The 26,335-nt window shown below is 71.7% G+C and carries 21 protein-coding genes; 16 read left to right on the top strand and 5 right to left on the bottom strand.

Annotated features, from left to right (window positions below; all coding sequences use genetic code 11):
- Positions 1-24: 24 nt before the first annotated feature.
- From E6U81_RS27440 to E6U81_RS27430, 3 genes are all read left to right on the top strand, one after another.
- Complete coding sequence (locus E6U81_RS27440) at positions 25-603, top strand: TerD family protein (RefSeq protein ID WP_031149156.1); 579 nt, start codon at positions 25-27, stop codon at positions 601-603.
- A gap of 46 nt (positions 604-649) precedes the next feature.
- On the top strand, positions 650-2,608 hold the full coding sequence (locus E6U81_RS27435) for a TerD family protein (protein WP_136232746.1): 1,959 nt from the start codon (positions 650-652) through the stop codon (positions 2,606-2,608).
- A gap of 239 nt (positions 2,609-2,847) precedes the next feature.
- On the top strand, positions 2,848-3,831 hold the full coding sequence (locus tag E6U81_RS27430) for a TerC family protein (protein ID WP_136232745.1): 984 nt from the start codon (positions 2,848-2,850) through the stop codon (positions 3,829-3,831).
- 14 nt (positions 3,832-3,845) lie between these two features.
- Here the strand turns inward: E6U81_RS27430 and E6U81_RS27425 are convergent, their stop codons facing one another.
- The 3 genes from E6U81_RS27425 to E6U81_RS27415 form a co-directional block, all read right to left on the bottom strand.
- Positions 3,846-5,171, bottom strand: a complete 1,326-nt coding sequence (locus E6U81_RS27425; protein WP_136232779.1) for an MFS transporter — start codon at positions 5,169-5,171, stop codon at positions 3,846-3,848.
- Positions 5,172-5,363: 192 nt separating this feature from the next.
- Positions 5,364-6,020 carry an MBL fold metallo-hydrolase gene (locus E6U81_RS27420; protein ID WP_136232744.1) on the bottom strand — a complete coding sequence of 219 codons (657 nt, stop codon included), beginning with the start codon at positions 6,018-6,020 and terminating at the stop codon, positions 5,364-5,366.
- Between the two features lie 23 nt (positions 6,021-6,043).
- Entirely contained in the window at positions 6,044-6,733 is a 690-nt protein-coding gene (locus tag E6U81_RS27415; RefSeq protein WP_136232743.1) for a maleylpyruvate isomerase family mycothiol-dependent enzyme, read from the bottom strand.
- A gap of 185 nt (positions 6,734-6,918) precedes the next feature.
- Between E6U81_RS27415 and uvrA the strand changes: the two genes are divergently transcribed.
- Positions 6,919-9,915: an excinuclease ABC subunit UvrA gene (gene uvrA / locus E6U81_RS27410; RefSeq protein ID WP_136232742.1), complete on the top strand. Its 2,997-nt coding sequence runs from the start codon at positions 6,919-6,921 to the stop codon at positions 9,913-9,915.
- A gap of 226 nt (positions 9,916-10,141) precedes the next feature.
- Here the strand turns inward: uvrA and E6U81_RS27405 are convergent, their stop codons facing one another.
- A complete protein-coding gene (locus tag E6U81_RS27405) occupies positions 10,142-11,023 on the bottom strand; it encodes a carbohydrate kinase (RefSeq protein ID WP_136232741.1) in 882 nt (293 codons plus the stop codon).
- A gap of 120 nt (positions 11,024-11,143) precedes the next feature.
- Between E6U81_RS27405 and E6U81_RS27400 the strand changes: the two genes are divergently transcribed.
- Positions 11,144-11,575, top strand: coding sequence for a Rieske (2Fe-2S) protein (locus tag E6U81_RS27400; RefSeq protein WP_136232778.1), 432 nt, complete (start codon positions 11,144-11,146; stop codon positions 11,573-11,575).
- A 28-nt stretch (positions 11,576-11,603) separates the two neighbouring features.
- On the opposite strand, the gene E6U81_RS27395 is transcribed toward E6U81_RS27400, so the two are convergent.
- Positions 11,604-12,554, bottom strand: coding sequence for a hypothetical protein (locus E6U81_RS27395; RefSeq protein ID WP_136232740.1), 951 nt, complete (start codon positions 12,552-12,554; stop codon positions 11,604-11,606).
- A gap of 229 nt (positions 12,555-12,783) precedes the next feature.
- Here E6U81_RS27395 and E6U81_RS27390 point away from each other — a divergent pair, with 229 nt between their 5' ends.
- From E6U81_RS27390 to secG, 11 genes are all read left to right on the top strand, one after another.
- Positions 12,784-13,392 (top strand): papain-like cysteine protease family protein, encoded by a 609-nt coding sequence (locus tag E6U81_RS27390; protein ID WP_136232739.1) that lies wholly within the window; start codon positions 12,784-12,786, stop codon positions 13,390-13,392.
- A gap of 5 nt (positions 13,393-13,397) precedes the next feature.
- Positions 13,398-14,183, top strand: coding sequence for a hypothetical protein (locus E6U81_RS27385; protein WP_136232777.1), 786 nt, complete (start codon positions 13,398-13,400; stop codon positions 14,181-14,183).
- A gap of 281 nt (positions 14,184-14,464) precedes the next feature.
- On the top strand, positions 14,465-16,474 hold the full coding sequence (uvrC, locus tag E6U81_RS27380; RefSeq protein ID WP_136232738.1) for an excinuclease ABC subunit UvrC: 2,010 nt from the start codon (positions 14,465-14,467) through the stop codon (positions 16,472-16,474).
- Positions 16,471-17,418: an RNase adapter RapZ gene (gene rapZ, locus E6U81_RS27375; RefSeq protein WP_136232737.1), complete on the top strand. Its 948-nt coding sequence runs from the start codon at positions 16,471-16,473 to the stop codon at positions 17,416-17,418. The genes uvrC and rapZ overlap by 4 nt, the downstream gene beginning before the upstream one ends.
- The gene (gene yvcK / locus E6U81_RS27370; RefSeq protein ID WP_136232736.1) at positions 17,415-18,470 is read left to right on the top strand and encodes a uridine diphosphate-N-acetylglucosamine-binding protein YvcK; all 1,056 of its coding nucleotides are present in this window, start codon (positions 17,415-17,417) and stop codon (positions 18,468-18,470) included. Before rapZ ends, yvcK begins: the two co-directional genes overlap by 4 nt.
- Positions 18,461-19,456: a DNA-binding protein WhiA gene (gene whiA / locus E6U81_RS27365; protein ID WP_030009075.1), complete on the top strand. Its 996-nt coding sequence runs from the start codon at positions 18,461-18,463 to the stop codon at positions 19,454-19,456. The genes yvcK and whiA overlap by 10 nt, the downstream gene beginning before the upstream one ends.
- Before the next feature lie 150 nt (positions 19,457-19,606).
- The gene (locus E6U81_RS27360) at positions 19,607-22,567 is read left to right on the top strand and encodes a M14 family metallopeptidase (protein ID WP_136232735.1); all 2,961 of its coding nucleotides are present in this window, start codon (positions 19,607-19,609) and stop codon (positions 22,565-22,567) included.
- Between the two features lie 231 nt (positions 22,568-22,798).
- Complete coding sequence (gap, locus tag E6U81_RS27355; protein WP_136232734.1) at positions 22,799-23,803, top strand: type I glyceraldehyde-3-phosphate dehydrogenase; 1,005 nt, start codon at positions 22,799-22,801, stop codon at positions 23,801-23,803.
- Positions 23,804-23,930: 127 nt separating this feature from the next.
- A complete protein-coding gene (locus E6U81_RS27350; RefSeq protein ID WP_136232733.1) occupies positions 23,931-25,142 on the top strand; it encodes a phosphoglycerate kinase in 1,212 nt (403 codons plus the stop codon).
- Between the two features lie 6 nt (positions 25,143-25,148).
- The gene (tpiA, locus tag E6U81_RS27345; protein ID WP_136232732.1) at positions 25,149-25,925 is read left to right on the top strand and encodes a triose-phosphate isomerase; all 777 of its coding nucleotides are present in this window, start codon (positions 25,149-25,151) and stop codon (positions 25,923-25,925) included.
- A gap of 130 nt (positions 25,926-26,055) precedes the next feature.
- The gene (secG, locus tag E6U81_RS27340; protein ID WP_030388924.1) at positions 26,056-26,286 is read left to right on the top strand and encodes a preprotein translocase subunit SecG; all 231 of its coding nucleotides are present in this window, start codon (positions 26,056-26,058) and stop codon (positions 26,284-26,286) included.
- The last annotated feature ends 49 nt before the right edge of the window (positions 26,287-26,335 follow it).

Genomic DNA, 26,335 nt, shown 5'->3' with positions numbered 1-26,335 from the left:
GCGGGCTATGGAGAGGGGACGCGCGTGACGGTCAACATGACCAAGGGTCAGGCCATCAGTCTGCAGAAGGCGGACGGAGGGACGCTGACCGCGGTCCGGATGGGCCTGGGCTGGCAGGCGGCGAAGCGCCGCGGACTGTTCGGCTCGCGGACGCGGGAGATCGACCTCGACGCCTCGGCGGTGCTCTTCGCCGACAAGCAGCCGGTCGACGTGGTCTTCTTCCGCCACCTGCAGAGCGACGACGGCTCGGTGCGCCACACCGGCGACAACCTCGTCGGCGGCGTCGGCCAGGGCGGGGACGACGAGGCGATCCTCGTCGACCTCCAGCGCGTGCCGGTCCACATCGACCAGATCGTCTTCACGGTGAACTCCTTCACCGGCCAGACGTTCCAGGAGGTGCAGAACGCCTTCTGCCGCATCGTCGACGAGACCAACGGCCAGGAACTGGCCCGTTACACCCTCGACGGCGGCGGCGCCTACACCGCGCAGATCATGGCCAAGGTGTCCCGCGCGGGCTCCGGCTGGCAGATGACGGCCCTGGGCAACCCGGCCAACGGCCGCACCTTCCAGGACCTGATGCCGGCGATCCTGCCGCACCTGTAGCAGTACCGGAAGAAGAGCAGAGAAGGCACGGGGGAGGGGCTGCACGATGACGGCCGAACTGGTCCGGGGGCAGAACCACCCCGTGTCCCAGAGCCGGGTGGAGATCAGGGTCTCGGCGGGCACGCCCGTGCTCGCCCTGGCCTCGCTCGCCGACGAACAGGGCCGGCTCACCGGCACCGAGGTCCTGGCCCACCCGGGCGCCAGGTCCCTCCCCGGCGTGCACGCGCCGGCGGACCTCGCCGACCGGCACGAATTCGCCGTGGACCTCGACGCCGTCGCGGCGGACGTCCACCGCGTCGGCGTGCTGCTCGTCCTGCCGCCCGGCGGCCCGGTCCGCTTCGGCGCGGTCCCGGCCTCCTACGTGGCCGTGGCCGCGGCCGACGGCGGCGCCGAGATCGCCGGCTACACCCTCACCGGGCTGGACGCCGAGACCGCCGTGATCGCCCTGGAGCTCTACCGGCGCCAGGGCGCCTGGAAGGTCCGCGCCGTCGGCCAGGGCTACGCCGACGGCCTCGGCGCCCTCCTCACCGACGGCGGGATGCCCGCACCGGCCGCCCGGGAGCTCGCCGCCACCGCGCTGCGCACCGTCGCCCCGGCGAAGGAGGCCGACGTGACCCTCGCGGCCATGCCCACCCTCGTCGGCGACCTGCGCGCCCCGCAGACCCCGGCCCAGGCCCCCGCGCCCGCCCCGGAGCCCCCGGACCCGATCCCGGTCTCCGGCGGCCCGTACACCGGTACGCCCGGTACCGCGCCCGCCGGCGACGGCTCCCCGCCCACGATCAGCTACACCCACCCGCGCCGCCGCCGCACCAGCACCGAGCCGCCCGAGCCGGCCCCCCGCGCCGCCGCGGCGGCCGCGCCCGGGCAGCCCCCGCGGCCGGTCGCCGGCGACGCCAGCGGCTGGTCCATGGACGAACGGCTCTACAACCAGGTCTGGGGCATGTTCGAGGACCTGGCGCGCACGGTCGCCGCCTACCGCAGCGCCGTGGAGTTCGCCGACAACCGCATGGACCGCGAGCTCGACGACGCCCTTTCGGACCCGCGCCACCGCATCGGCGGCTCCGGGAACGCCGCCCGCGACACCGCGCGGGCCCGCCGCGAGGAACTGGTCGCCCAGGCCCAGGCCGTCCTCGACCGCGACCTCGTCCAGCTCATCGCCGAGGCCGAGGTCGTCGAGCCCGCGCTGCCCGCCTCGTACGCCCGCTGGGACAACCCCGTCTGGCACGGCCACCGCACACCGGAGGAGGGCCCCCTCGCGCTGCGCCTGGGCGACCTGCACCTGCCCGAGCGGCCCGACCTGCGCATCCCCATGCTGGTCCGGGTCCCGCTGGAGCGCGGACTGTGGATCGACAACGGCCGCACCGGTTCCGAGGCCGCCATGGCCATGGACACCGACCGGCTGCGCCGCGCCGCCATGGACATGGCCGTCGCCCACGCGGTACGGCTGCTCGCGGTCCACCCCGCCGACCGGTTCTCCGTCCACGTCATCGACGCGGCCGGGGCGGGTGCCGCCTCCCTGGCGCCACTGGTACGGGCCGGGGTGCTGGCCGCGCCGCCCGCCGCCGGGGCCGCGGGGGTGACCCGGACGCTGGCCGAGCTGACCCGCCGGGTGGACCTCGTACAGATGGCGCTGAAGGCCGGCGCCCCCGAGGACCTGCCGCCGGACGTGGACACGGCCGACCAGCTGCTCATCGTGCACGACTTCCCGCACGGCTTCGACGACCGGGCCGTCACCCAGCTGCGCTACCTCGCGGACGAGGGCGCGGCGGTCGGCGTGCACCTGCTGATGGTCGCCGACCGCGACGAGGCGTCCGCCTACGGGCCGCTGCTGGACCCGCTGTGGCGCTCCCTGATGCGGCTCTCGCCGGTACCGGACAACCACCTCGCGGACCCCTGGGTGCACCACGCCTGGACCTTCGAGCCGGACCTTCCGCCGCAGGGCAGCCGGGTCCTCGACCAGGCCCTCGACCGGGTGGCGGAGGCCCGGCGCACTACCCGTCCGTGACCATCCTTTGGCATTCCCTTTACCTTTTCCGCCTTCGGCGGGTAAGCTCGTCTCCGCGGAGGGGAGTATTCCTGCTTTCCTGCTACGGCGTACCCGTCAATACGGATCATTGCGTTTGAATGAGCGCAAGTCGGTCCCGGGGCGTCGGCCCACGGCCTCCAGGCCGCCCGGGTGGAAGAGACCTCCGGCAGCGATGACGCTGACGAAGTGCTGAGCCATCCGCCGGAGGCGTATTCACCATGGAAGTTTCCTGGGCCCTGTGGGTCGCGACCATCCTCGGTCTGTCCCTGCTCATCGGCGCCGATTTCTTCATCGGCCGCAAGCCCCACGACGTATCGATCAAGGAAGCCGGCACCTGGACGGTCGTCTGGATCGTCCTCGCCGCACTCTTCGGCCTCGGCCTCTGGTTCTTCGGGACCCCGCAGGCCTCGCAGGAGTTCTTCGCGGGCTTCATCACCGAGAAGTCCCTGAGCGTCGACAACCTGTTCGTCTTCGTCCTGATCATGGCGAAGTTCGCGGTGCCGTCCCACCTCCAGCAGCGCGTGCTGCTCGTCGGCGTGCTGATCGCACTGGTCCTGCGCGCGATCTTCATCGCCGCCGGCGCCGCGATCATCGCCAGCTTCAGCTGGGTCTTCTACATCTTCGGCGCGTTCCTGATCTACACCGCCTGGAAGCTGATCCAGGAGGCCCGCAAGGACGAGGACGAGGAGGAGTTCGAGGAGAACCGCCTCCTGAAGTCCGTCGAGAAGAAGTTCGGCGTCGCCGACCAGTACCACGGCACCAAGCTCTTCATCGTCAACAACGGCAAGCGCATCATGACGCCGCTGATGATCGTCATGCTGGCCATCGGCACCACCGACGTGCTGTTCGCGCTGGACTCGATCCCCGCCATCTTCGGCCTCACCCAGGACCCGTACATCGTCTTCACGGCCAACGCCTTCGCGCTGATGGGTCTGCGCCAGCTCTACTTCCTCATCGGCGGCCTGCTCAAGAAGCTGGTCCACCTCAGCTACGGCCTGTCGATCATCCTCGGATTCATCGGCATCAAGCTGGTGCTGCACGCCCTGCACGAGTCCGGGGTGCACGTCCCGGTCATCTCGATCCCGGTCTCCCTGGGCGTCATCTGCGGTGTCCTGGTCATCACCACGATCACCAGCCTGATCGCATCGAAGAAGCAGGCGGCGGCCGAGGCCGCCGCCCGCACCGAGAGCATCGACGCCTGACCCGGTTCCCGGACCTACACGGGGGCGGCCGCTTCGGCCGCCCCCGTTTCCGTTTCCCTCTCCTTGCCGGGCGCGCCCGACCGCTTCCCCACCACCAGGGGGCTGGTCTCCGGCAGGAGCGCGAAGCACGCCAGGCTGACCAGGGCGATCGCGGTGAGGTACGCCGCGACGCCCCACGGCGGACCGGAGCCGTCCGCCAGCGCCGTCGCCACGATCGGGGTCAGCGCCCCGCCCAGTACACCGCCCAGGTTGTAGCCGACGGCCGCCCCCGTGCAGCGGATCCGCGGGGCGTACAGCTCGGGCAGGTACGCGCCCACCACCGAGAACATCGTCACCATGCCCAGCAGCGCCACCGCGAAGCCCAGCGTCATCAGCAGCGGGTCGGCCGTCCGCAACAGCGCCACCAGCGGGAACATCCACACGGCGCTGGCCGCGCACCCGGCCAGGCACAGCGGCCGGCGCCCGTAGCGGTCGCCGAGCATCGCGAGCAGCGGGGTCATCAGGCCCTTGAACGCGACGGCCGCCATGATGCAGGCGAGCATCGTCGTGCGGCCCACCGCGAGGTGCTCGGTGGCGTAGGCCAGGGACCAGGTGGTGACCGCGTAGAAGACGGCGTAGCCCACGGCGAGGGCCCCGCCGGTCAGCAGGAGCAGCCGCCAGTGGCCCCGGAACACCTCGGCGAGCGGGGCGTCGGCCCGCCGCCCGGTCGCCGCGAGCGCGCGGAACTGCGGGGTCTCCTCCACCGAGCGGCGCAGCCACAGCCCGGCCAGGGCCAGCAGTCCGGCCGCCCAGAACGGCACGCGCCACCCCCAGGAGGTGAACTGGGCGTCGCTCAGCGATGCGGACAGCCCCAGCATCAGGCCGTTGGCCAGCAGGAACCCCACCGCCGGGCCGATCTGCGGGAAGCTCGCCCACAGCCCGCGCCGGTGTTCCGGCGCGTGCTCGGCGGTCAGCAGCACCGCACCGCCCCACTCCCCGCCGAGCCCCAGGCCCTGGAGGAAGCGCAGCAGGAGCAGCAGCACGGGCGCGGCCATGCCGATCGTCCCGTACGTCGGCACGCAGCCCACGGCGACCGTGGCGAGCCCGGTGAGCAGCAGGGAGGCCAGCAGGACGGGGCGCCGGCCGTAGCGGTCGCCGATGTGGCCGAAGACGGCGGAGCCGAGGGGGCGGGCGAGGAAGCCCACGCCGAAGGTGCCGAAGGCGGCGAGGGTCCCGGCGAGCGGGGAGAAGGAGGGGAAGAAGAGCGGGCCGAGCACGAGTGCGGCGGCCGTCCCGTACACGAAGAAGTCGTAGAACTCGATGGCGGTCCCGGCGAGCGCCGCGGAGGCGAGCCGCAGCATGCCGGGCCGGGCGGGGCCGTCGTCCTCAGCGGCCCGCGGGGCCGGAGCGGGGCAGGCGGCAGGGGCGGGGGGCGGGGAGGCGTCCTGTTGCATGCCGCACCAAATACCGCCTCCCCGTCCTCCGGGACATGCGTTCGGCCGTCAACGACCGGAAGGAGTGCTCCGCGTGGCCAAGTTGACGCGTTGCCGTCCCTACCAGCCGCGCTCGCGCCACTCCGCCAGGTGCGGGCGCTCCGCGCCGAGCGTGGTGTCGTTGCCGTGGCCCGGGTAGACCCAGGTCTCGTCGGGCAGCTGCTCGAAGAGCTTGTGCTGCACGTCGTCGAGGAGGCTCTTGAAGGCCTCCGGGTCGTCGTGGGTGTTGCCGACGCCGCCCGGGAAGAGGCAGTCGCCGGTGAACACGTGCGCGTGGCCGTGCGGGTCGTCGTAGACCAGGGCGATCGAGCCGGGGGTGTGCCCGACCAGGTGCCGTGCGGTCAGCTCGACCCGCCCGACGCGCACAGTGTCGCCGTCCGCGACCGCGACGTCGGTCGCGACCGGGATGCCCTCGGCGTCGAGGGTGCCCGCGTAGGTCCGCGCCCCCGTGGCCGCGACGACCTCGGCGAGCGCGCCCCAGTGGTCGCCGTGCCGGTGGGTGGTGACGACGGAGGCGATGCCATCGTCCCCGATCAGGTTCAGCAGGGTCTGCGGCTCGGCCGCCGCGTCGATGAGCAGCTGCTCGTCGGTGGCCCGACAGCGCAGCAGGTACGCGTTGTTGTTCATCGAACCCACGGCGACCTTGGAAATCATCAGGTCCGCGAGCTCGTGCACGTCGGCCGGACCGCCGACCTTGACCTCTCCGGTGTACGTCATGTGTTGATCCTAGAGGTGTCTTCCTACAGCGGCGGGAGCTCGGGCAGGGAGCCGCCCGTGGTGGTCAGGGAGGCGCCCTTGTCGCCGCGGCCGGCGAGCCAGGCGAGCAGGCCGGCGGGGGAGCCGGACACGGTCACGGCCGGGTCCCCGGCGGAGCCGGTGCGCCAGGTGCGCCCGTCGGCGGTGGCCAGGGCCGTCGCGGGCACCTCCGGGCGGCCGGACCAGCGGTCGGCGAGGAAGGTGATCTCGCGGTCGGTGAACTCCTCCGGGAGGTCGGAGAGCTCGTAGCCGATGTTCAGGTCGACGTGGTGCAGATCCACCTCGACCCAGCGGCGGAAGGGCACGTTCGAGGCGAGGTCCGTGACGCCGTTGCGCAGCTCGACGGTGCGGGACCAGTCCTGGTCGTGCTCGGTGGTGCCGAGGAAGCGGGCCCCGGAATCACGGAGGTCCGTCAGGTGTTCTTCCAGAGGCCGGCCGGCGTCGCGTGCGATGTCCGCGTCGCGCGCCTCGCCGCTCTCGTACATCGGGCGGCCCTCGAGGACGTTCAGGAGGGCGTCGGCGTTGCGTGCCAGGTGGGCCAGGATGTGGCCCCGGGTCCAGCCCGGGAGGTGTGACTCCTCGGACAGGGCGGCGTTGTCCAGTTTCGCGACCGCGGTCAGCAGTCGCTCCGTGGCTTCACGTACAGATCGCAGGTCGTGCACATGATCAGTCATGGCTTCGAGCCTAGTGCTCGGAGCCGGCGGCCACACGATCGGGTGAAGAGGTCTGCGGAGTGCCGTAAATCGAATGTGCGTGCTATACGCTCGAAGTCCAGACTCCATCTCCACCGCAGAGGCGCCCCCCATACCCTGGGACGGGGGCCGTGCCCCCCGCTCTCTCAAGAAAGGTGCGGACCGGCGTGACCGACCGTCTCATCGTTCGTGGCGCTCGCGAGCACAACCTCAAGAACGTCTCGCTCGACCTGCCCCGCGACTCGCTCATCGTCTTCACCGGACTCTCCGGGTCGGGCAAGTCCTCCCTGGCCTTCGACACGATCTTCGCCGAGGGCCAGCGCCGCTACGTCGAGTCGCTCTCGTCGTACGCCCGTCAGTTCCTCGGCCAGATGGACAAGCCCGACGTCGACTTCATCGAGGGCCTCTCCCCGGCCGTCTCGATCGACCAGAAGTCCACCTCGCGCAACCCGCGCTCCACCGTCGGCACCATCACCGAGGTCTACGACTACCTCCGCCTGCTCTTCGCCCGCATCGGCAAGCCGCACTGCCCCGAGTGCCGCCGGCCCATCTCGCGACAGTCGCCGCAGGCGATCGTCGACAAGGTGCTCGCGCTCCCCGAGGGCAGCCGCTTCCAGGTGCTCTCGCCGCTCGTGCGCGAGCGCAAGGGCGAGTTCGTCGACCTCTTCGCCGACCTCCAGACCAAGGGCTACAGCCGGGCTCGGGTGGACGGGGAGACCATCCAGCTCTCCGAGCCGCCGACGCTGAAGAAGCAGGAGAAGCACACGATCGAGGTGGTCATCGACCGCCTCACCGTGAAGGACAGCGCCAAGCGCCGGCTGACCGACTCCGTGGAGACGGCCCTCGGCCTCTCCGGCGGCATGGTGATCCTCGACTTCGTCGACCTCGCCGAGGACGACCCCGACCGTGAGCGGATGTATTCCGAGCACCTCTACTGCCCGTACGACGACCTGTCCTTCGAGGAGCTGGAGCCGCGCTCCTTCTCCTTCAACTCGCCCTTCGGCGCCTGCCCCGAGTGCACCGGCATCGGTACGCGCATGGAGGTGGACCCGGAGCTGATCGTTCCGGACGAGGACAAGTCCCTCGACGAGGGCGCCGTCTCCCCGTGGTCGCTCGGCCACACCAAGGACTACTTCCAGCGGCTGATCGGCGCGCTCGCCGGGGAGCTCGGATTCCGCACGGACATCCCGTGGGCGGGGCTGCCGGTGCGCGCGAAGAAGGCGCTGCTCCACGGCCACCGGACGCAGATCGAGGTCCGCTACCGCAACCGCTACGGGCGCGAGCGGGCCTACACGACGGCCTTCGAGGGCGCCGTGCCGTTCGTGAAGCGGCGGCACGCGGAGTCGGAGAGCGACGCCAGCCGCGAGCGCTTCGAGGGCTACATGCGCGAGGTGCCCTGCCCCACCTGTGAGGGCACCCGCCTCAAGCCGATCGTGCTCGCGGTGACGGTGATGGAGAAGTCCATCGCCGAGGTCGCCGCCATGTCGATCAGCGAGTGTGCGGACTTCCTGGGGCGGATGCGCCTCGACGCACGCGACAAGAAGATCGCCGAGAGGGTCCTGAAGGAGGTCAACGAGCGGCTCCGCTTCCTCGTGGACGTCGGTCTGGACTACCTCTCCCTCAACCGCGCCGCCGGCACCCTGTCGGGCGGCGAGGCCCAGCGCATCCGGCTCGCCACGCAGATCGGCTCCGGCCTCGTCGGCGTCCTCTACGTGCTGGACGAGCCGTCCATCGGCCTGCACCAGCGCGACAACCACCGGCTGATCGAGACGCTGGTGCGGCTGCGGGACATGGGCAACACCCTCATCGTCGTCGAGCACGACGAGGACACCATCAAGGTGGCCGACTGGGTCGTGGACATCGGTCCGGGCGCGGGCGAGCACGGAGGCAAGGTGGTCCACAGCGGCTCGCTGAAGGAGCTGCTGAAGAACACCGAGTCGATGACCGGTCAGTACCTCTCGGGCAAGAAGTCCATCGAGATCCCGGACATCCGCCGGCCCGTGAACGGCGAGCGCAGGCTGACCGTCCACGGCGCCAAGGAGAACAACCTCCGGGACATCGACGTGTCCTTCCCGCTGGGCGTGCTCACGGCCGTGACCGGTGTCTCCGGCTCCGGAAAGTCGACCCTGGTCAACGACATCCTTTACACGCACCTGGCGCGGGAGCTGAACGGCGCCCGTTCGGTGCCGGGGCGCCACACCCGCGTGGAGGGCGACGACCTCGTCGACAAGGTGGTCCACGTCGACCAGTCGCCCATCGGCCGGACGCCCCGGTCCAACCCGGCGACGTACACCGGCGTCTTCGACCACGTGCGCAAGCTCTTCGCCGAGACGATGGAGGCGAAGGTGCGCGGCTACCTGCCGGGCCGCTTCTCCTTCAACGTCAAGGGCGGCCGGTGCGAGAACTGCTCCGGCGACGGCACGATCAAGATCGAGATGAACTTCCTGCCGGACGTCTACGTCCCGTGCGAGGTCTGCCACGGCGACCGGTACAACCGGGAGACGCTGGAGGTCCACTACAAGGGCAAGTCCATCGCGGAAGTCCTGAACATGCCGATCGAGGAGGCGCTGGGCTTCTTCGAGGCGGTGCCCACGATCGCGCGCCACCTCAAGACGCTGAACGAGGTCGGACTGGGCTACGTCCGACTCGGCCAGTCCGCGCCGACCCTGTCGGGCGGCGAGGCGCAGCGTGTGAAGCTGGCCTCCGAGCTGCAGAAGCGCTCCACGGGCCGGACGGTGTACGTGCTGGACGAGCCGACGACGGGCCTGCACTTCGAGGACATCTCGAAGCTGATCAAGGTGCTTTCGGGGCTGGTCGACAAGGGCAACTCGGTGATCGTGATCGAGCACAACCTGGACGTCATCAAGACCGCGGACTGGGTCATCGACATGGGACCCGAAGGCGGTTACGGCGGCGGCCTCGTGGTGGCCGAGGGCACGCCCGAGCAGGTGGCCTCGGTGGGCGCGAGCCACACGGGCAAGTTCCTGCGGGACATCCTGGGCGCAGACCGCGTCTCCGACGCCGGGGCGTCCCCGGTACGGGCCCCTGCGAAGAAGGCCCCGGCCAAGAAGGCGGCCGCCGCGAAGAAGGCGGCCCCCGCCAAGAAGACGGCGGCCAAGAAGACGGCGGCCAAGAAGACGACCGCGCGGGCCCGCAAGGCCTAGTCGCTGCGCTCAGCTCGGCAGAGGGGAGGGGTCCGGCCGTGCGGCCGGGCCCCTCCTGCACGTCTGGGGCCCTGCTCCGGTCCCCGCTCCGCGGAGGCCCTGTCGCGCCGTGGCCGGGCGCGCCCCGGACTCACGGACCCTGCGGGAGAAGGGCCCCGAGGGCCGGTGCGGTGCGGGGCTGGAGGCGCCGACCGGCAGGCCGCCGCAGCGCCCGCGGGGGCGGCCGCTAGGCGCCGAGTTCCGCCGCGTACGGGGGTTCGGCTCCCGGTCGGGTGCAGGTCAGGGCTGCCGCGTGGGCGGCGTAGGCCAGGACGTCCGGCCAGTCCACCGGTGCGCCCGGATCCGCCGCCAGGCGGTGCAGCAGGGCGGCGTTGACGGTGTCGCCCGCCCCGATCGTGTCCGCCACCGCGACCGGACGGGCCGCCGCCGAGTGCTCGGCGCCCTCCCGCGTCCAGACCGTCAGGCCCGCCGCGCCACGGGTCAGCACCACCGCCGAGGGTCCGGCCGCCAGCCAGTCCCCGACCCGCCCGCCCAGCCAGGCGGCGTCCTCCTCGGACAGCTTGAGGACGCCCGTGTGCGGCAGCAGCCGGTCCGTGAACCGGGCGCGGTAGCCTGCCGGGTCCGCGATCAGCGCCGGCCGGATGTTGGGGTCGAGCAGGGTCAGCAGCCCGCGCTGCGACTCCCGGCGCAGCAGGGCCTCGTACGCGCTCGCGCCCGGCTCCAGGACGAGCGAGCAGGTGCCGAGCGCGAGGGCCCGTACCCCCTCGGGGAGGGCGGGCGGCAGGGTGAACAGCCGGTCCGCGGTGCCCTCGACGTAGAAGCCGTACGAGGCCGAGCCGTCCGGGGCCAGAGAGGGCACGGCGAGGGTGGTCGGCTCCGGTCCGCGCTGGACCAGCGACACGTCCACCCCGGCCGCCCGCAGTCCGGCCAGCAGGCTCTCGCCGAAACCGTCCGTCGAGACCCGGGAGCAGAAGGCGGTCTGCGCGCCGAGCCGGCCGAGGGCGCGCGCGGTGTTGTACGGCCCGCCGCCCGGCCGGGGCAGCAGCGCGCCCGCCGGTCCGACCGCGGGCACCAGGTCGATGAGGGCTTCTCCGCCGACGACGATCACGCGGAGGAAGGTACTCCATGGGGCGGCGGTATCGTCGGGTGGGCCGGTGCACGGGCCGGGCTCCGGCCCGTGACCCCCGTCCGTGCCCGCCCCACCCCGCCCGCACCCCTGGAGAACCGCATGTCCGCGCCGCAGTCCGCCGCCCGCCGTACCGTCCTCAAGGGCGCCGCCGCGCTCGCGGGGGCCGCCGGCGCCGGGGCGGCGCTCACGGCCTGCTCCACGGAGACCAACAGCGGCGGCAACACCCCCGCGACCCCCACCGCCCCCGTGGACCTGGGCGCGGCGGCCGACGTCCCGGTGGGCGGAGCGAAGCTCTACCGGGAGCGGAAGCTGATCGTCAGCTGCCCGGCGGAGGGCCGGTACAAGGCGTTCAGCGCCCAGTGCACGCACGCCGGCTGCGTCCTCGACAAGATCGACGAGGGGGAGGGGAACTGCCCCTGCCACGGCAGCCGCTTCGACGTCTCCACGGGCAAGGTCCTGCGGGGCCCGGCCGACCGGCCGCTGCCGGAGGTGCCGGTCCGCGCGGAGAACGGCAGGCTCGTCGCGGGCTGACCCGCACCGGGCGCCGGTCGGGCGAGGGTCAGTCCCAGTCCCAGGCGATCCCGAGGATCCCGCGCCGCACCGACTGCTCCACCAGGTGCACCGCCCGGTGCCGGCCGCTCGGTGTCAGGTCCGCCAGACCGGTGCGCGGGGCGTCCGGCCCGGTGCGGGCGAACCGCCGGCAGCGCACCGGGAGGGCCGACGCGTCGAAGCGGACCTGCAGCATGTACTGGCCGCCCGCGTAGCTGAAGCCGCGCACGTACTCGCCGCTGCGCGCGCCCGTGCCGTCCTCGACGCCGTAGCCGAAGACGTAGGTGTCACCGCGCCGCAGCCGGGCGTCGAAGAGCAGCTCGGCGACCACCACCCCGGCCTCCGGATGGAACCGCACCCGGCCCGCGCGGCAGTTCTCGTGCGCCGTCACGCGCACCCGGGACACATCGCAGCCCGGGTCGCCGTGGTGCACGGCGAGGTAGCGGTCGACCCCGTCCCGGTGCGCCCGGACGATCTGCTGGGACTCGCGGACCCGCAGCTCGCCCGCCGCTCCGATGCGGACGCGCTCGTGGTGGCCGAGGGAGTGCAGCCCGCCGTCCGGCGGGAGCTCCATCCCGTCCAGCAGCCGCTCCACCGTCCCGCCCCCGCTGAACAGGGCCCGGTACGAGCGGCCGGCCGGCCGGGCGGCGGGCCCGGCGACGGCCGTCGGGTCCGGGACCGCCAGCAGCCTGACCAGGGCGCCGTCGGGCAGCTCCAGGATCCGCTCCAGGGCGGTGACGGCCCGCAGGGATTCCGGCTGGCGCGGTCTGCGGGCGCCCTGCTGCCAGTAACTGAGGCTGGTCACGCCGACCTTGATGCCCTGCGCGGCGAGCCGGTGCTGCACCCGCTGGAGGGGCAGCCCGCGGGCGGCGAGGGCGGCGCGCAGGGCGAGGTGGAAGGGGCCGCCGTGCAGCAGCCGGTTCAGTTCCGCCGTGTTCGCCGGATCCGTGGAAGGCCGCATGGCGACTCCTCTGTGAACGTTCACACGCGCCGAGGTGGGGGATCACGGCGGCAGCGCCGGGGGACCAGGTGAATCGACAGCAACCGTTCACACCGCAGTCCCACCGTTCACACTGCAACGTCATCGCGTATTGAAGCGTGTTGACCTGATCGCGACAACTCCCTGATGCTCCTCCACAGCGTCCGGACGCGCTCCTCCACCCCCCACTCCCCACCTCGGGAGGAACGCGATGCGCAACCGAAACCGGCGGCTTTCCCCGGCCGCCCTCCTCACCGCCGTTCTCACAGCACTGCTCCTCGCCCTGCCCGTCGGCACCGCCACCGCCGCCGATGCCGACGCGGCGCCCGCCGCCGCCCTGGCGCAGAAGCGACTGAACATCACCATGCAGGCGCAAGCGAAGACCAACTGGTGCTGGGCCGCCGGCGGCAACACCATCGCCACCTGGTTCGGCCGCAATTACAGCCAGAACCAGTTCTGCAACGCCGCCTTCAACCGCCAGCAGGGCACCGAGTGCCCGAACAACCAGGCCACCCTCGGCAACGTCCAGACCGGGCTGCGCTGGGCGGGCATCAACCCCGGCTCGTACGTCAACGGCTGGCTGCAGTACTCCACCGTCCAGACCGAGATCAATGCGAACCGCCCGATCGAGACCCGCATCCAGTGGTCGAACGGCGGCGGCCACATGCACGTCATCTACGGCTACGACACCGCCAACAGCTGGGTCTACTGGGGCGACCCCTGGCCCTCCAGCGACCGCTACAACTGGGCCTCCCACGCCTGGTACGTCAACAACAACACCTTCTCCTGGACCCACTCCCTCTACCGGATCGGGGCGTGACCGCCATGACCCTGCGCGCTTCGGCCGCCGCGGCCGCCCTCGCCGCCGGCACCCTCCTCGCACTCGCCCCGCAGGCCGTCGCGGCCCCCGTGCCGCAGCCCCCGTCGGCCACCGCCGAGATCAAGGCGGCCGCCGCGCGGGCGGCGACCGCCCCCGACACCCTGGCCACGCTCTCCCGGTTCTTCGCCCGGGAGGGCAGGGTCTCCCCCGCCGCCGCGCAGCCCCGCGTCGAGGGCGAGGCGATACCGGTGCACCACCTCTCCCCGGACTTCGTCGCCGGCCGGGCGGGTGCGCCCGTCGCCCGCCTGGAGTTCCTGGCCAGCAAGGCGGTCTCCTCCGACGGGCAGCAGGCCGCCCTGTGGACCGCCCGCACGGAGACCGGCTGGCAGGTCGTGAACATCGCCACCGGTGACGACGAATTCCGCTACGCGCAACTGGGCGCCGCGAAACTGCCCGGCGGAACCGTTTTCCGGGAACCGCAGATCGACGCCTGGTACGTGGCCGCCGGCAGCCGGGTGCTGCCGCTGGACGAGGACGCCGTGCGCGCCGTGGGCGCCGGGGGCACGACGCTCGGCGCCTACCGGGCCCGGGTCGCCACGGCGTACGGGGACAAGCTCCCCGGCTCCCCGTACGCCGAGCGCGGCGCGGCCGGCGGCTACGCCGAGGCCCGGTCCACCGGGCCGTCCGCCGGGGCGCCGCTGGTGGCCGGGGCCGGGGCCGGGGCGCTCGCGGTGGTTGCGCTGGGTGTGGCCGCCGTCCGGCGCTCCCGCCGGGCGGGCGCGCCGGCCTGAGCGGCTGTCCCCGCAGGGCCCGGCCCAACCCCCACCTCGGGGCCGGGCCCTGCGGGCGGCCCTCGCCGCCCCGGCCTTCCGCCGTTCCCCGGGGCTCCGCTCCGGACCCGGTCCTTCAAAGGCCGGACGGGCTGAAGTCCAGCCCCGCCGGCGATTGAGGCGCGGGTCCGGGCGAAGCCCCGGGAGGGCTGCTCGGCACGGGCGGCCGCCGGCTGCGCGTACCGCGCCGGAGGCGGGAGGGCTACGGTTCGTTGTCGGTGCGCGCCAGTAGGGTGGTTGGCATGGCCGACCCTTCCAGCTACCGCCCCCAGCCGGGACAGATCCCCGACTCCCCGGGGGTCTACCGGTTCCGCGACGAGCACCGCCGGGTGATCTACGTCGGGAAGGCCAAGAGCCTGCGCCAGCGCCTGGCCAACTACTTCCAGGACGTCGCCGGCCTCCACCCCCGTACCGCCACCATGGTGACCACGGCCGCCTCCGTCGAGTGGACCGTGGTCTCCACCGAGGTCGAGGCGCTCCAGCTGGAGTACTCCTGGATCAAGGAGTACGACCCCCGGTTCAACGTCAAGTACCGGGACGACAAGAGCTACCCCTCCCTCGCCGTCACCCTGAACGAGGAATACCCCCGGGTCCAGGTCATGCGGGGGCCCAAGAAGAAGGGCGTGCGCTACTTCGGTCCGTACGCCCACGCCTGGGCCATCCGCGAGACCGTCGACCTGATGCTGCGGGTCTTCCCGGTCCGGACGTGCTCCGCCGGAGTGTTCAAGCGCTCCGCCCAGATCGGCCGCCCCTGCCTCCTCGGCTACATCGGCAAGTGCTCCGCGCCCTGCGTCGGCCGCGTCAGCCCCGGCGAGCACCGCGAACTGGCGGAGGACTTCTGCGACTTCATGGCCGGCCGCACCGGCGCCTACCTCTCCCGGCTGGAGAAGGAGATGCACATCGCGGCCGAGGACATGGAGTACGAGAAGGCCGCCCGGCTGCGCGACGACATCGGGGCGCTGCGCCGGGCCATGGAGAAGAACGCCGTGGTGCTCGCCGACGCCACCGACGCCGATCTGATCGCCGTCGCCGAGGACGAGCTCGAAGCCGCCGTGCAGATCTTCCACGTCCGCGGCGGCCGCGTCCGCGGCCAGCGCGGCTGGGTCACCGACAAGGTCGAGGCCGTCGACACGGCCGGGCTGGTCGAGCACGCCCTCCAGCAGCTGTACGGCGAGGAGAAGGGCGAGTCCGTCCCCAAGGAGGTGCTGGTCCCCGCGCTCCCCGAGGACACGCCCGCGCTGGCCCAGTGGCTCGCCGAGCGCCGGGGGTCCCAGGTCAGCCTGCGGATACCGCAGCGCGGCGACAAGAAGGCCCTCATGGAGACCGTCCACCGCAACGCGCTGCAGTCCCTCGCCCTGCACAAGACCAAGCGCGCCAGCGACCTCACCACCCGCTCCCGCGCCCTGGAGGAGATCGCCGAGGCCCTGGAGCTCGACGGCGCACCGCTGCGCATCGAGTGCTTCGACATCTCCCACCTGCAGGGGGACGACGTCGTCGCGTCCATGGTCGTGTTCGAGGACGGCCTGGCCCGCAAGAGCGAGTACCGGCGCTTCCAGGTGAAGTCCTTCGAGGGCCAGGACGACGTCCGGTCCATGCACGAGGTGGTCTCCCGGCGCTTCCGCCGCTACCTCGTGGAGAAGTCCAAGACGGGGGAGTGGGACCCCCAGGACGGCGAGGACGGGCCGCCGGAGGACGACGGGAAGCCCAAGCGCTTCGCCTACCCGCCCCAGCTCGTCGTCGTCGACGGCGGGCAGCCGCAGGTGGCCGCCGCCAAGCGGGCCCTGGACGAGCTCGGCATCGACGACGTCGCCGTGTGCGGCCTCGCCAAGCGGCTGGAGGAGGTCTGGCTGCCCGGCGAGGACGACCCCGTCGTCCTGCCCCGCACCAGCGAGGGCCTCTACCTGCTCCAGCGGGTACGTGACGAAGCCCACCGCTTCGCCATCCAGTACCAGCGCAGCAAACGCGGCAAGCGCCTGAAGTCGGGGCCGCTGGACGAGGTGCCCGGCCTGGGCGAGAGCCGCAAGCAGGCCCTGGTGAAGCACTTCGGTTCGGTGAAGAAGCTGAGACAGGCGACAATCGAGCAGATCTGCGAGGTCCCGGGCATAGGACGGAAGACGGCCGAAACCGTGGCCGCGGCCCTCGCCGGGGCGGTCCCCGCCGGCCCTGCCGTCAACACGGCCACAGGAGAGATCATTGAGGATGAGAACCCCGCGCCAGCGGGAGCATCGTCCGAACGGGGGACCGAGCAATGACCGAGCACGAGACCACGCACGACCGAGACGGAGCACAGGTGAGTACGGGCACGACAGTGGAGCCCGGCGAGACCGCCGAGGCGGCCATCCCCGAGCTGGTCATCATCTCCGGCATGTCCGGGGCCGGCCGCAGCACGGCGGCCAAGTGTCTGGAGGACCTCGGCTGGTTCGTCGTCGACAACCTCCCGCCGGCGCTGATCCCCACCATGGTGGAGCTGGGCGCCCGCTCCCAGGGCAACGTGGCCCGGATCGCGGTCGTCGTCGACGTCCGCGGCCGCCAGTTCTTCGACGCCCTGCGCGAGTCCCTCGCCGACCTCGACAGCAAGGGCGTCACCCGCCGCATCGTCTTCCTGGAGTCCTCCGACGACGCGCTGGTCCGCCGCTTCGAGTCGGTCCGCCGCCCGCACCCGCTCCAGGGCGACGGCCGCATCACCGACGGCATCGCCGCCGAGCGCGACCTCCTGCGCGAGCTGCGCGGCGACGCCGACCTGGTGATCGACACCTCCAGCCTGAACGTGCACGAGCTGCGCGCCAAGATGGACGCCCAGTTCGCCGGGGACGAGGAGCCCGAGCTGCGGGCCACCGTCATGTCCTTCGGCTACAAGTACGGCCTCCCCGTCGACGCCGACCTCGTCGTCGACTGCCGCTTCATCCCGAACCCGCACTGGGTCCCGGAGCTGCGCCCCTTCACCGGGCTCAACGAGGAGGTGTCGGGGTACGTCTTCAGCCAGCCCGGCTCCAAGGAGTTCCTCGACCGCTACACCGAGCTGCTCCAGCTCATCGCCACCGGCTACCGTCGCGAGGGCAAGCGGTACGTGACCATCGCGGTCGGGTGCACGGGCGGCAAGCACCGCAGCGTGGCCATGTCCGAGAAGCTCGCCGCCCGTCTCGCCTCCGAAGGAGTCGAGACCGTCGTCGTCCACAGGGACATGGGGCGCGAGTGACCGCACGGACCCCGCGGCTGAGCCGCCTGCGCCGCCTCACCCCGGGACGGGGAGAGGAAGGCACGGGCCGCTCAGGCCGCCGGAGGGGCGCCACGCCCAAGGTGGTCGCGCTCGGCGGCGGACAGGGCCTGTCGGCCTCCCTCGCCGCCCTGCGCCGGATCACCGGTGACCTCACCGCCGTGGTCACCGTCGCCGACGACGGCGGCTCCAGCGGACGGCTCCGGGAGGAGCTCGGCGTGCTGCCGCCCGGCGACCTGCGCAAGGCCCTCGCAGCGCTGTGCGGGGACGACGACTGGGGCCAGACCTGGGCCCGGGTCATCCAGCACCGCTTCCAGTCCGAGGGCGACCTGCACGGGCACGCCGTCGGCAACCTGCTGATCGTCGCCCTGTGGGAACAGCTCGGCGACCCCGTCCAGGCCCTCGACCTGGTGGGCCGGCTGCTGGGCGCACAGGGCCGGGTGCTGCCGATGTCTGCGGTTCCGCTGGAACTCCAGGCCCTGGTCAGAGGGCACGATCCGGCCCGCCCCGAGGACGTCGACACCGTCCGCGGGCAGGCCACCGTGGCCCTGACCCCGGGCGAGGTGCTCTCCGTACAGGTCGTTCCGAGCGCCCCGCCGGCCGTGCCCGAGGCCGTCGCGGCGGTACTGGACGCCGACTGGGTGGTGCTGGGTCCGGGCTCGTGGTTCTCCTCCGTCATCCCGCACCTGCTGGTGCCGGAACTGCTGGACGCGCTCGTCGAGACCAAGGCCCGGCGGGTCCTGTCGCTGAACCTCGCGCCGCAGCCCGGTGAAACAGAGGGCTTCTCTCCGCAGCGTCATTTGGAGGTTTTGGCCCGACACGCCCCTAAACTCGCCCTGGACGTGGTGCTGGCCGACGAGGCCGCCGTGCCCGACCGCGAGTCCCTTGCCGATGCCGCGAAACGGTTCGGTGCCGCGGTCGAGCTGGCCCCCGTGGCCAGGCAGGACGGCTCGCCGAAGCACGACCCGGAGCTGCTGGCCGCCGCGTACGACCGTATTTTTCGGATGCATGGAAGGATCGGCCCATGGCGATGACGCCTGCGGTGAAGGACGAGATCTCTCGCCTGCCCGTCACCCGGACCTGCTGCAGGAAGGCGGAGGTCTCGGCGATCCTTCGGTTCGCGGGCGGGCTGCACCTGGTGAGCGGCCGCATCGTCATCGAGGCGGAGCTGGACACCGGGATCGCCGCCAGACGGCTCCGCAAGGACATCCTGGAGATCTTCGGCCATTCCTCGGACCTCGTGGTGATGGCGCCCGGCGGACTGCGCCGCGGCAGCCGCTATGTGGTCCGCGTCGTGGCCGGCGGTGACCAGCTGGCGCGCCAGACGGGCCTCGTGGACGGCCGCGGACGCCCCATCCGGGGTCTTCCCCCGCAGGTCGTCTCCGGGGCCACCTGCGACGCCGAGGCGGCGTGGCGCGGCGCCTTCCTGGCCCACGGCTCGCTCACCGAACCGGGCCGGTCCTCCTCCCTGGAGGTCACCTGCCCCGGCCCGGAGGCCGCCCTGGCCCTGGTGGGCGCCGCCCGCAGGCTCTCCATCGCCGCCAAGGCGCGCGAGGTGCGCGGAGTGGACCGGGTCGTGGTCCGCGACGGCGACGCGATCGGTGCCCTGCTGACCCGGCTCGGCGCGCACGAGTCGGTGCTGGCCTGGGAGGAGCGGCGGATGCGGCGCGAGGTGCGCGCCACCGCCAACCGCCTCGCCAACTTCGACGACGCGAACCTGCGCCGCTCGGCGCGGGCCGCCGTGGCCGCCGGAGCCCGCGTGCAGCGCGCGCTGGAGATCCTCGGCGAGGAGGTCCCCGAGCACCTCGCCGCGGCCGGCCGGCTGCGCATGGAGCACAAGCAGGCTTCCCTGGAGGAGCTGGGAGCGCTCGCCGACCCGCCGCTGACCAAGGACGCGGTCGCCGGCCGGATCCGGCGCCTGCTGGCGATGGCCGACAAGCGGGCCCAGGACCTCGGCATCCCGGGCACCGAGTCGAACCTCGACCTGAGCGAGGAGATGGCCGACAACATGGCCGGTTAGCAGGAGGCCGAAGGCGACGGCCTGCGGCAGAAGGGGCTCGCGCGATCACTCGTGCGGGCCCCTTTGCGGCATGCCCCATTGACATGAGCATGGGCCGGTCTTGAGTCTGGCGTCCGAACCTTTCGTGGCAGCCGACGCCCAGGGGGGCACATGAGTCACCGCGCGAGAGTCGTCCTCGCCGCAAGCGCACTCGTTCTCGGAACCACACTCGCCGCGCTGCCCGCGGCGGCCCAGGCCCGGCCCGGCACCGCCGGCGCGTCCGGCGCCGAGGAGGTGAAGGTCTACGACGCCGACATCACCAGGGAGCAGGTGCCGCTCGTCCTCGCCGCCGGCCAGGACGCCCACGAGCTCACCGAGCGCGCCCCGGAGACGGGGACCGCCCAGGTCGAGCTCTTCCTCACCGGATCCCAGGCCGGGGAACTCGCCGCCCAGGGCGTCAGGCTCACCGAGCGCAGGGTCCCGGCGCAGGGCCTGGCCCGGGCCAGGGCCGCCGGCGACGGCGTGTTCCGCCCGTACAGCGGCAAGGGCGGCCTGCAGGAGGAGATCCTGCGCACGGCCCAGGAGAACCCGGCGCTGACCAAGGTCGTCTCCATCGGCAAGACCGTCCAGGGCAAGGACATCCTCGCCCTCAAGGTGAGCAAGAACGCGAAGAGGACGAGGGACGGCTCCAAGCCCTCCGTGCTGTACATGTCCAACCAGCACGCCCGCGAGTGGATCACCCCCGAGATGACCCGGCGGCTGATGCACCACACCCTCGACAACTACGGCAAGGACCAGCGGATCACGAAGCTCGTGGACTCCGGCGAGCTGTGGTTCCTGCTCAGTGCCAACCCCGACGGCTACGACTACACCCACGCCGCCGAAAGCCAGCGGCTGTGGCGCAAGAACCTGCGCGACAACAACGGCGACGGGAAGGTCACCACCGGCGACGGGGTCGACCTCAACCGCAACTTCGCCTACAAGTGGGGCTACGACAACGAAGGCTCCTCGCCCAACCAGGCCAGCGAGACCTACCGCGGCCCCAAGGCCTCCTCCGAGCCCGAGACCGTCGCCCTCGACGCCTTCGAGAAGCGCATCGGCTTCGACTACGCCATCAACTACCACTCCGCCGCCGAGCTGATCCTCTACGGCGTGGGCTGGCAGGTGGCCACCCCCACCCCCGACGACGTGGCCTACAAGGCCCTCGCCGGCACCCCCGAGAACCCGGCGGTCCCGGGCTACTACCCGCAGGTGTCCTCGGAGCTCTACACCACCAACGGCGAGGCCGACGGCCACGGCGCCAACGTCAACGGCATCATGATGTTCACGCCGGAGATGACCACCTGCCAGACCGCCTCCGCGAGCGACCCGAACGACCAGTGGAGGCCCGAGGACTGCGCCTCCGGCTTCAACTTCCCGGACGACGAGAAGCTCATCCAGGCGGAGTTCGCCAAGAACGTCCCCTTCGCCCTCGCGGTCGGCGAGAGCGCCGCGCACCCGGACCGCCCCGCGTCCTCCGTCGGCCTGCGCGCGGCCGACTTCACCCTGGACCCCTTCACCACCTCCTACGCGGCCCGCGGCCAGGACCAGGAGGTCGCCGTCACGGCCCGCAAGGCGCTGAAGGACAAGGAGCTCAACTACCGGATCAACGGCGGTCGCACGCACGACGAGGACCTCAAGGCCTGGAAGGGCGGTGACGTCTACGGCGGCGAGGACAACAACTGGTTCGACGAGTACCGCGCCGAGGTCGAGGGCGCCCGGCCCGGCGACAGGGTCGAGGTCTGGTTCACCGGCCGCGACCGCTCCGGCAAGCAGGTCTCCAGCGAGCACTTCACGTACACGGTGGCGGAGCGTCCGCGCGCGGACGTCCTGGTGGTCGCCGAGGAAGGGGCCGCCGCCCAGCATGCGCAGAAGTACGTCGACGCGCTGCGCGCCAACGGACGCTCCGCCGCGGTCTGGGATGTCGCCGTCCAGGGCGTCCCGCACCACCTCGGGGTCCTCTCCCACTTCGGCACGGCCGTCCATTACAGCGGAGCCAAGACGCCCGGCGGGGAAACGCAGTTGGCGGTCCGCGACTTCCTCAACGAGGGCGGCAGGCTGATCGAGGCCGGTGAGCTGGCCGGCGGCAACGCCCAGGTCGGCCGCGCCGTGACCAACGACTTCAGCCAGTACTGGCTCGGCGCCTACGGCCGCAGCAGCACCCCCGGCGCCACCGGATTCGCCGGCACCGGAGCCCTGCAGGACGCGGGCGGCGGCCTCGGCGACGCCGCGGGCAACCCGCTGAACGCCCCCGGCGCCTACACGGTCACCTCCGACACCCTGGCGCCCGCGCAGTTCCCGCAGTTCAAGAGCGCGCAGGCGGGCCGGTACACCGGGGTCACGAACCCGTACGCCCCCTACGCCGGCACCGGGATGGCCTCGGCGCTGCACACCGACAGCGACTGGAAGCGGCTCGTCCGCACCGTCGACCTCACCGGGGTCACCGCGGCCGACAAGCCGCAGTTGAAGCTCGCCCTCAACTGGAACACCGAGGAGGGCTACGACCACGCCGCGTTGGAGGCCCGCAGCGCCGGCGGCGACGACTGGACCATGCTGCCGGAGGCAAGCGGCCTGAGCAGTGCGGCCGTCCCGGAGGAGTGCGCGGCCGGGTTCTTCATCAACGGCCACCCGTTCCTGCGCCGCTACCTCACCCTGGACGGCGGCGGTTGCACCCCGCAGGGCACCAGCGGCCAGTGGAACACCTTCACCGGGTCCTCCGGCGGCTGGAAGCAGGTCACCTTCGACCTGAGCGCCTATGCGGGCCGGTCCGTCGAGCTCTCGCTCTCCTACATCACCGACCCCGGCTCGGCCGGGCGCGGCGTCTTCGCGGACGAGGCACGCCTGTCGACCAGCAGCGGCGAGCAGGCGGTCGAGGGGTTCGAGACCTCCCTCGGCGCCTGGGCCGCCCAGGGCGCACCCGCCGGAAGTCCCGACGTCGCGGGCGACTGGTCCCGCACGGAAGAGCTCTTCCGGTCCTACGCGTCGGTGACCACGCGTGACACTGTACTTCTGGGCTTCGGCCTGGAACACCTGCCCGCGGCGGCGGACCGCGCCCTACTCGTCGGTAAGGCGCTCCGCTCGCTCAACCGCTGATCAGCGCCATCCTCGATGCTCACCCACAGTGACCGGGGCCAAGGTCCCCGAGGCCCGCACCGGAGCGTCCGGAGCGGGCCTCGCAGGGGATACCCGGCGAAGCGGGGGGAGTGTCAGCCCTCGACCGATGTCACCCAAAAGCTCACGGAGAGGTAGGGTCGTAAGCGGTCGGGGACATCCCATTTCAGCTCGCCGGCGCTCTCACCGGCGCACCAACGAGGAGATCGGTTCGTGACGATCCGCGTAGGCATCAACGGTTTTGGCCGCATTGGCCGCAACTACTTCCGGGCCCTCCTGGAGCAGGGAGCGGACATCGAGATCGTCGGTGTCAACGACCTGACTGACAACGCCACCCTGGTGCACCTTCTCAAGTACGACACCATTCTGGGCCGCCTCAAGGCCGAGGTGTCCCACACCGACGACACCATCACCGTCGGCGGCAACACCTTCAAGACCTTCGCCGAGCGCGACCCCGCGAACCTCCCCTGGGGCGAACTGGGCGCCGACATCGTCATCGAGTCGACCGGCATCTTCACGAAGAAGGCCGACGCCGCCAAGCACCTTGCGGCCGGCGCGAAGAAGGTCCTCATCTCGGCTCCGGCCAAGGACGAGGACATCACCATCGTGATGGGCGTCAACCAGGACAAGTACGACGCCGCCAAGCACCACGTCATCTCCAACGCGTCCTGCACCACGAACTGCGTGGCGCCGATGGCGAAGGTCCTGGACGAGAACTTCGGCATCGTCAAGGGCATGATGACGACGGTCCACGCCTACACGAACGACCAGCGCATCCTGGACTTCCCGCACTCGGACCTGCGCCGCGCCCGCGCCGCCGCCGAGAACATCATCCCGACCTCCACCGGTGCCGCCAAGGCCACCGCACTGGTCCTCCCGCAGCTCAAGGGCAAGCTGGACGGCATCGCCATGCGCGTCCCGGTCCCGACCGGCTCGGTCACCGACCTCGTGCTGGAGCTCGACCGCGAGGTCACCAAGGACGAGATCAACGCCGCCTTCCAGAAGGCCTCCGAGGGCCAGCTGAAGGGCATCCTCGACTACACCGAGGACGCGATCGTCTCCTCCGACATCGTGAACTGGCCGGCGTCCTGCACCTTCGACTCCTCCCTGACCATGGTCCAGGGCAAGCAGGTCAAGGTCGTCGGCTGGTACGACAACGAGTGGGGATACTCCAACCGCCTCGTGGACCTGACGGTCTTCGTCGGCGGCCAGCTCTGAGTTTCCAGGGCTGACACCACGATGTGAAGCACAGGGTCCGGGCCGCGCGACGATGCGCAGTCCGGACCCTGTAGCTTGCCAGTCGTTCTTCGCCCCCGACACGGGCGCCCAAAGGAGTCAGAAACACATGAAGACGATCGACGAACTGCTCGCCGAAGGCGTCAAGGGCAAGCGGGTCTTCGTCCGCGCGGACCTCAACGTCCCGCTCGCCGAGGGCACCATCACCGACGACGGCCGCATCCGCGCCGTCCAGCCCACGATCGCGAAGCTCGCCGAGGCCGGCGCCCGCGTCATCGTGGCCTCGCACCTGGGCCGCCCCAAGGGCGCCCCGGAGCCGGCCTTCTCGCTCGCGCCGGCCGCAGCGCGCCTCGGTGAACTGCTCGGCACGGACGTCGCGTTCGCCACCGACACCGTGGGTTCCTCCGCCAAGGAGACCGTCGCCGCCCTCACCGACGGCAAGGTCGCCGTCATCGAGAACCTGCGTTTCAACGCCGGCGAGACCTCGAAGGACGACGCCGAGCGCGGCGCGTTCGCGGACCAGCTGGCGGAGCTCGCCGACGTCTACGTCGGCGACGGCTTCGGCGCCGTCCACCGCAAGCACGCCTCGGTCTTCGACCTGCCCAAGCGGCTCCCGCACGCGGTCGGCCAGCTCATCGCCACCGAGGTCGGCGTCCTGAAGAAGCTGACGGACGAGGTCAAGCGCCCCTACGTCGTCGTCCTCGGCGGCGCCAAGGTCTCCGACAAGCTCGCCGTCATCGACGAGCTGCTCGGCAAGGCCGACCGCCTCCTGATCGGCGGCGGCATGGCCTACACCTTCCTCTACGCCAAGGGCTACGAGGTCGGCATCTCCCTGCTCCAGAAGGACCAGGTCGAAAAGGTCAAGGAGTACATGGCCCGGGCCGAGTCCACCGGCGTCGAGCTCGTCCTGCCGGTCGACATCCTGGCCTCGACGGACTTCCCCGACCTCAAGGGCAAGACCCCGGCCGAGTACACCACCGTCGACGCGGACAAGATCCCCGCCGACAAGGAGGGTCTGGACATCGGTCCGAAGACCCGCGAGCTGTACGCCTCGAAGATCGCCGACGCGGCGACCGTCTTCTGGAACGGCCCCCTGGGCGTCTTCGAGCACCCCGACTACGCCGGAGGCACCCGCGCGATCGCGCAGGCCCTCGTCGACAGCGACGCCTTCACCGTCGTCGGCGGCGGCGACAGCGCCGCCGCGGTCCGTACGCTGGGCTTCGACGAGAACGCTTTCGGCCACATTTCCACCGGTGGCGGCGCCTCCCTCGAGTACCTCGAGGGCAAGACGCTCCCCGGCCTCGCCGCCCTGGAGGGCTGAACCCGCATGACCACCCGCACCCCGCTCATGGCGGGCAACTGGAAGATGAACCTCAACCACCTCGAGGCCATCGCCCACGTCCAGAAGCTCGCCTTCGCGCTCGCCGACAAGGACTACGACGCCGTCGAGGTCGCGGTCCTGCCGCCCTTCGTCGACCTGCGCTCCGTCCAGACCCTGGTCGACGGCGACAAGCTGAAGATCAAGTACGGCGCCCAGGACATCTCGGCGCACGACTCAGGCGCCTACACCGGCGAGATCTCCGGCCCGATGCTGTCCAAGCTGAAGTGCACGTACGTGGCCGTCGGCCACAGCGAGCGCCGCCAGTACCACGGCGAGACGGACGAGATCTGCAACGCCAAGGTCAAGGCCGCCTTCAAGCACGGGATCACCCCGATCCTCTGCGTCGGCGAGGGCCTGGACGTCCGCAAGGCCGGCCAGCAGGTCCCGTACGCGCTCGCCCAGCTCGACGGCGGCCTGAAGGACGTCCCGGCCGAGCAGGTCGAGTCCATCGTGATCGCCTACGAGCCCGTCTGGGCCATCGGCACCGGCGAGGTCGCCACCCCCGAGGACGCCCAGGAGGTCTGCGGGGCCATCCGCGGCCGTCTCGCGGAGCTGTACTCGCAGGAGCTGGCCGACAAGGTCCGCATCCAGTACGGCGGCTCCGTGAAGTCCGGGAACATCGCGGCGATCATGGCCCAGCCCGACGTCGACGGCGCCCTGATCGGCGGCGCGGCGCTCGACGCGGACGAGTTCGTCAAGATCGTCCGCTTCCGCGACCAGTGAGTATGCGGTAGGGCCGATCCGTCGTACCCTTGCGGGGGCCAGGGGCTGGAGCACCAGCCGCTGGCCCCCGCGCACATCTCGCAAAGCCGGAAAGCCTGAAAAAGCCAGAAAGTAGGAATCAGCCGTGATTATGGGGTTCTCGATCGCCCTGATCGTCTTCAGCGCCCTGCTGATGCTGCTCGTGCTGATGCACAAGGGCAAGGGCGGCGGCCTCTCCGACATGTTCGGCGGCGGTATGCAGTCGTCGGTCGGCGGTTCCTCCGTCGCGGAGCGGAACCTGGACCGCATCACCGTCGTGGTGGGGCTGCTCTGGTTCGCGTGCATCGTCGCGCTCGGCCTGCTGATGAAGTCGAGCAGCTGACCGTTCTCGCCATTCCGGCAGTCCGGTCGGCATCGCCCGACCTATGATG

Source organism: Streptomyces sp. A0592 (assembly GCF_004795115.1).
In the GTDB taxonomy this organism is placed as follows: Bacteria; Actinomycetota; Actinomycetes; order Streptomycetales; family Streptomycetaceae; genus Streptomyces; species Streptomyces erythrochromogenes.
This window is presented reverse-complemented; position numbering and strand designations above follow the sequence as displayed.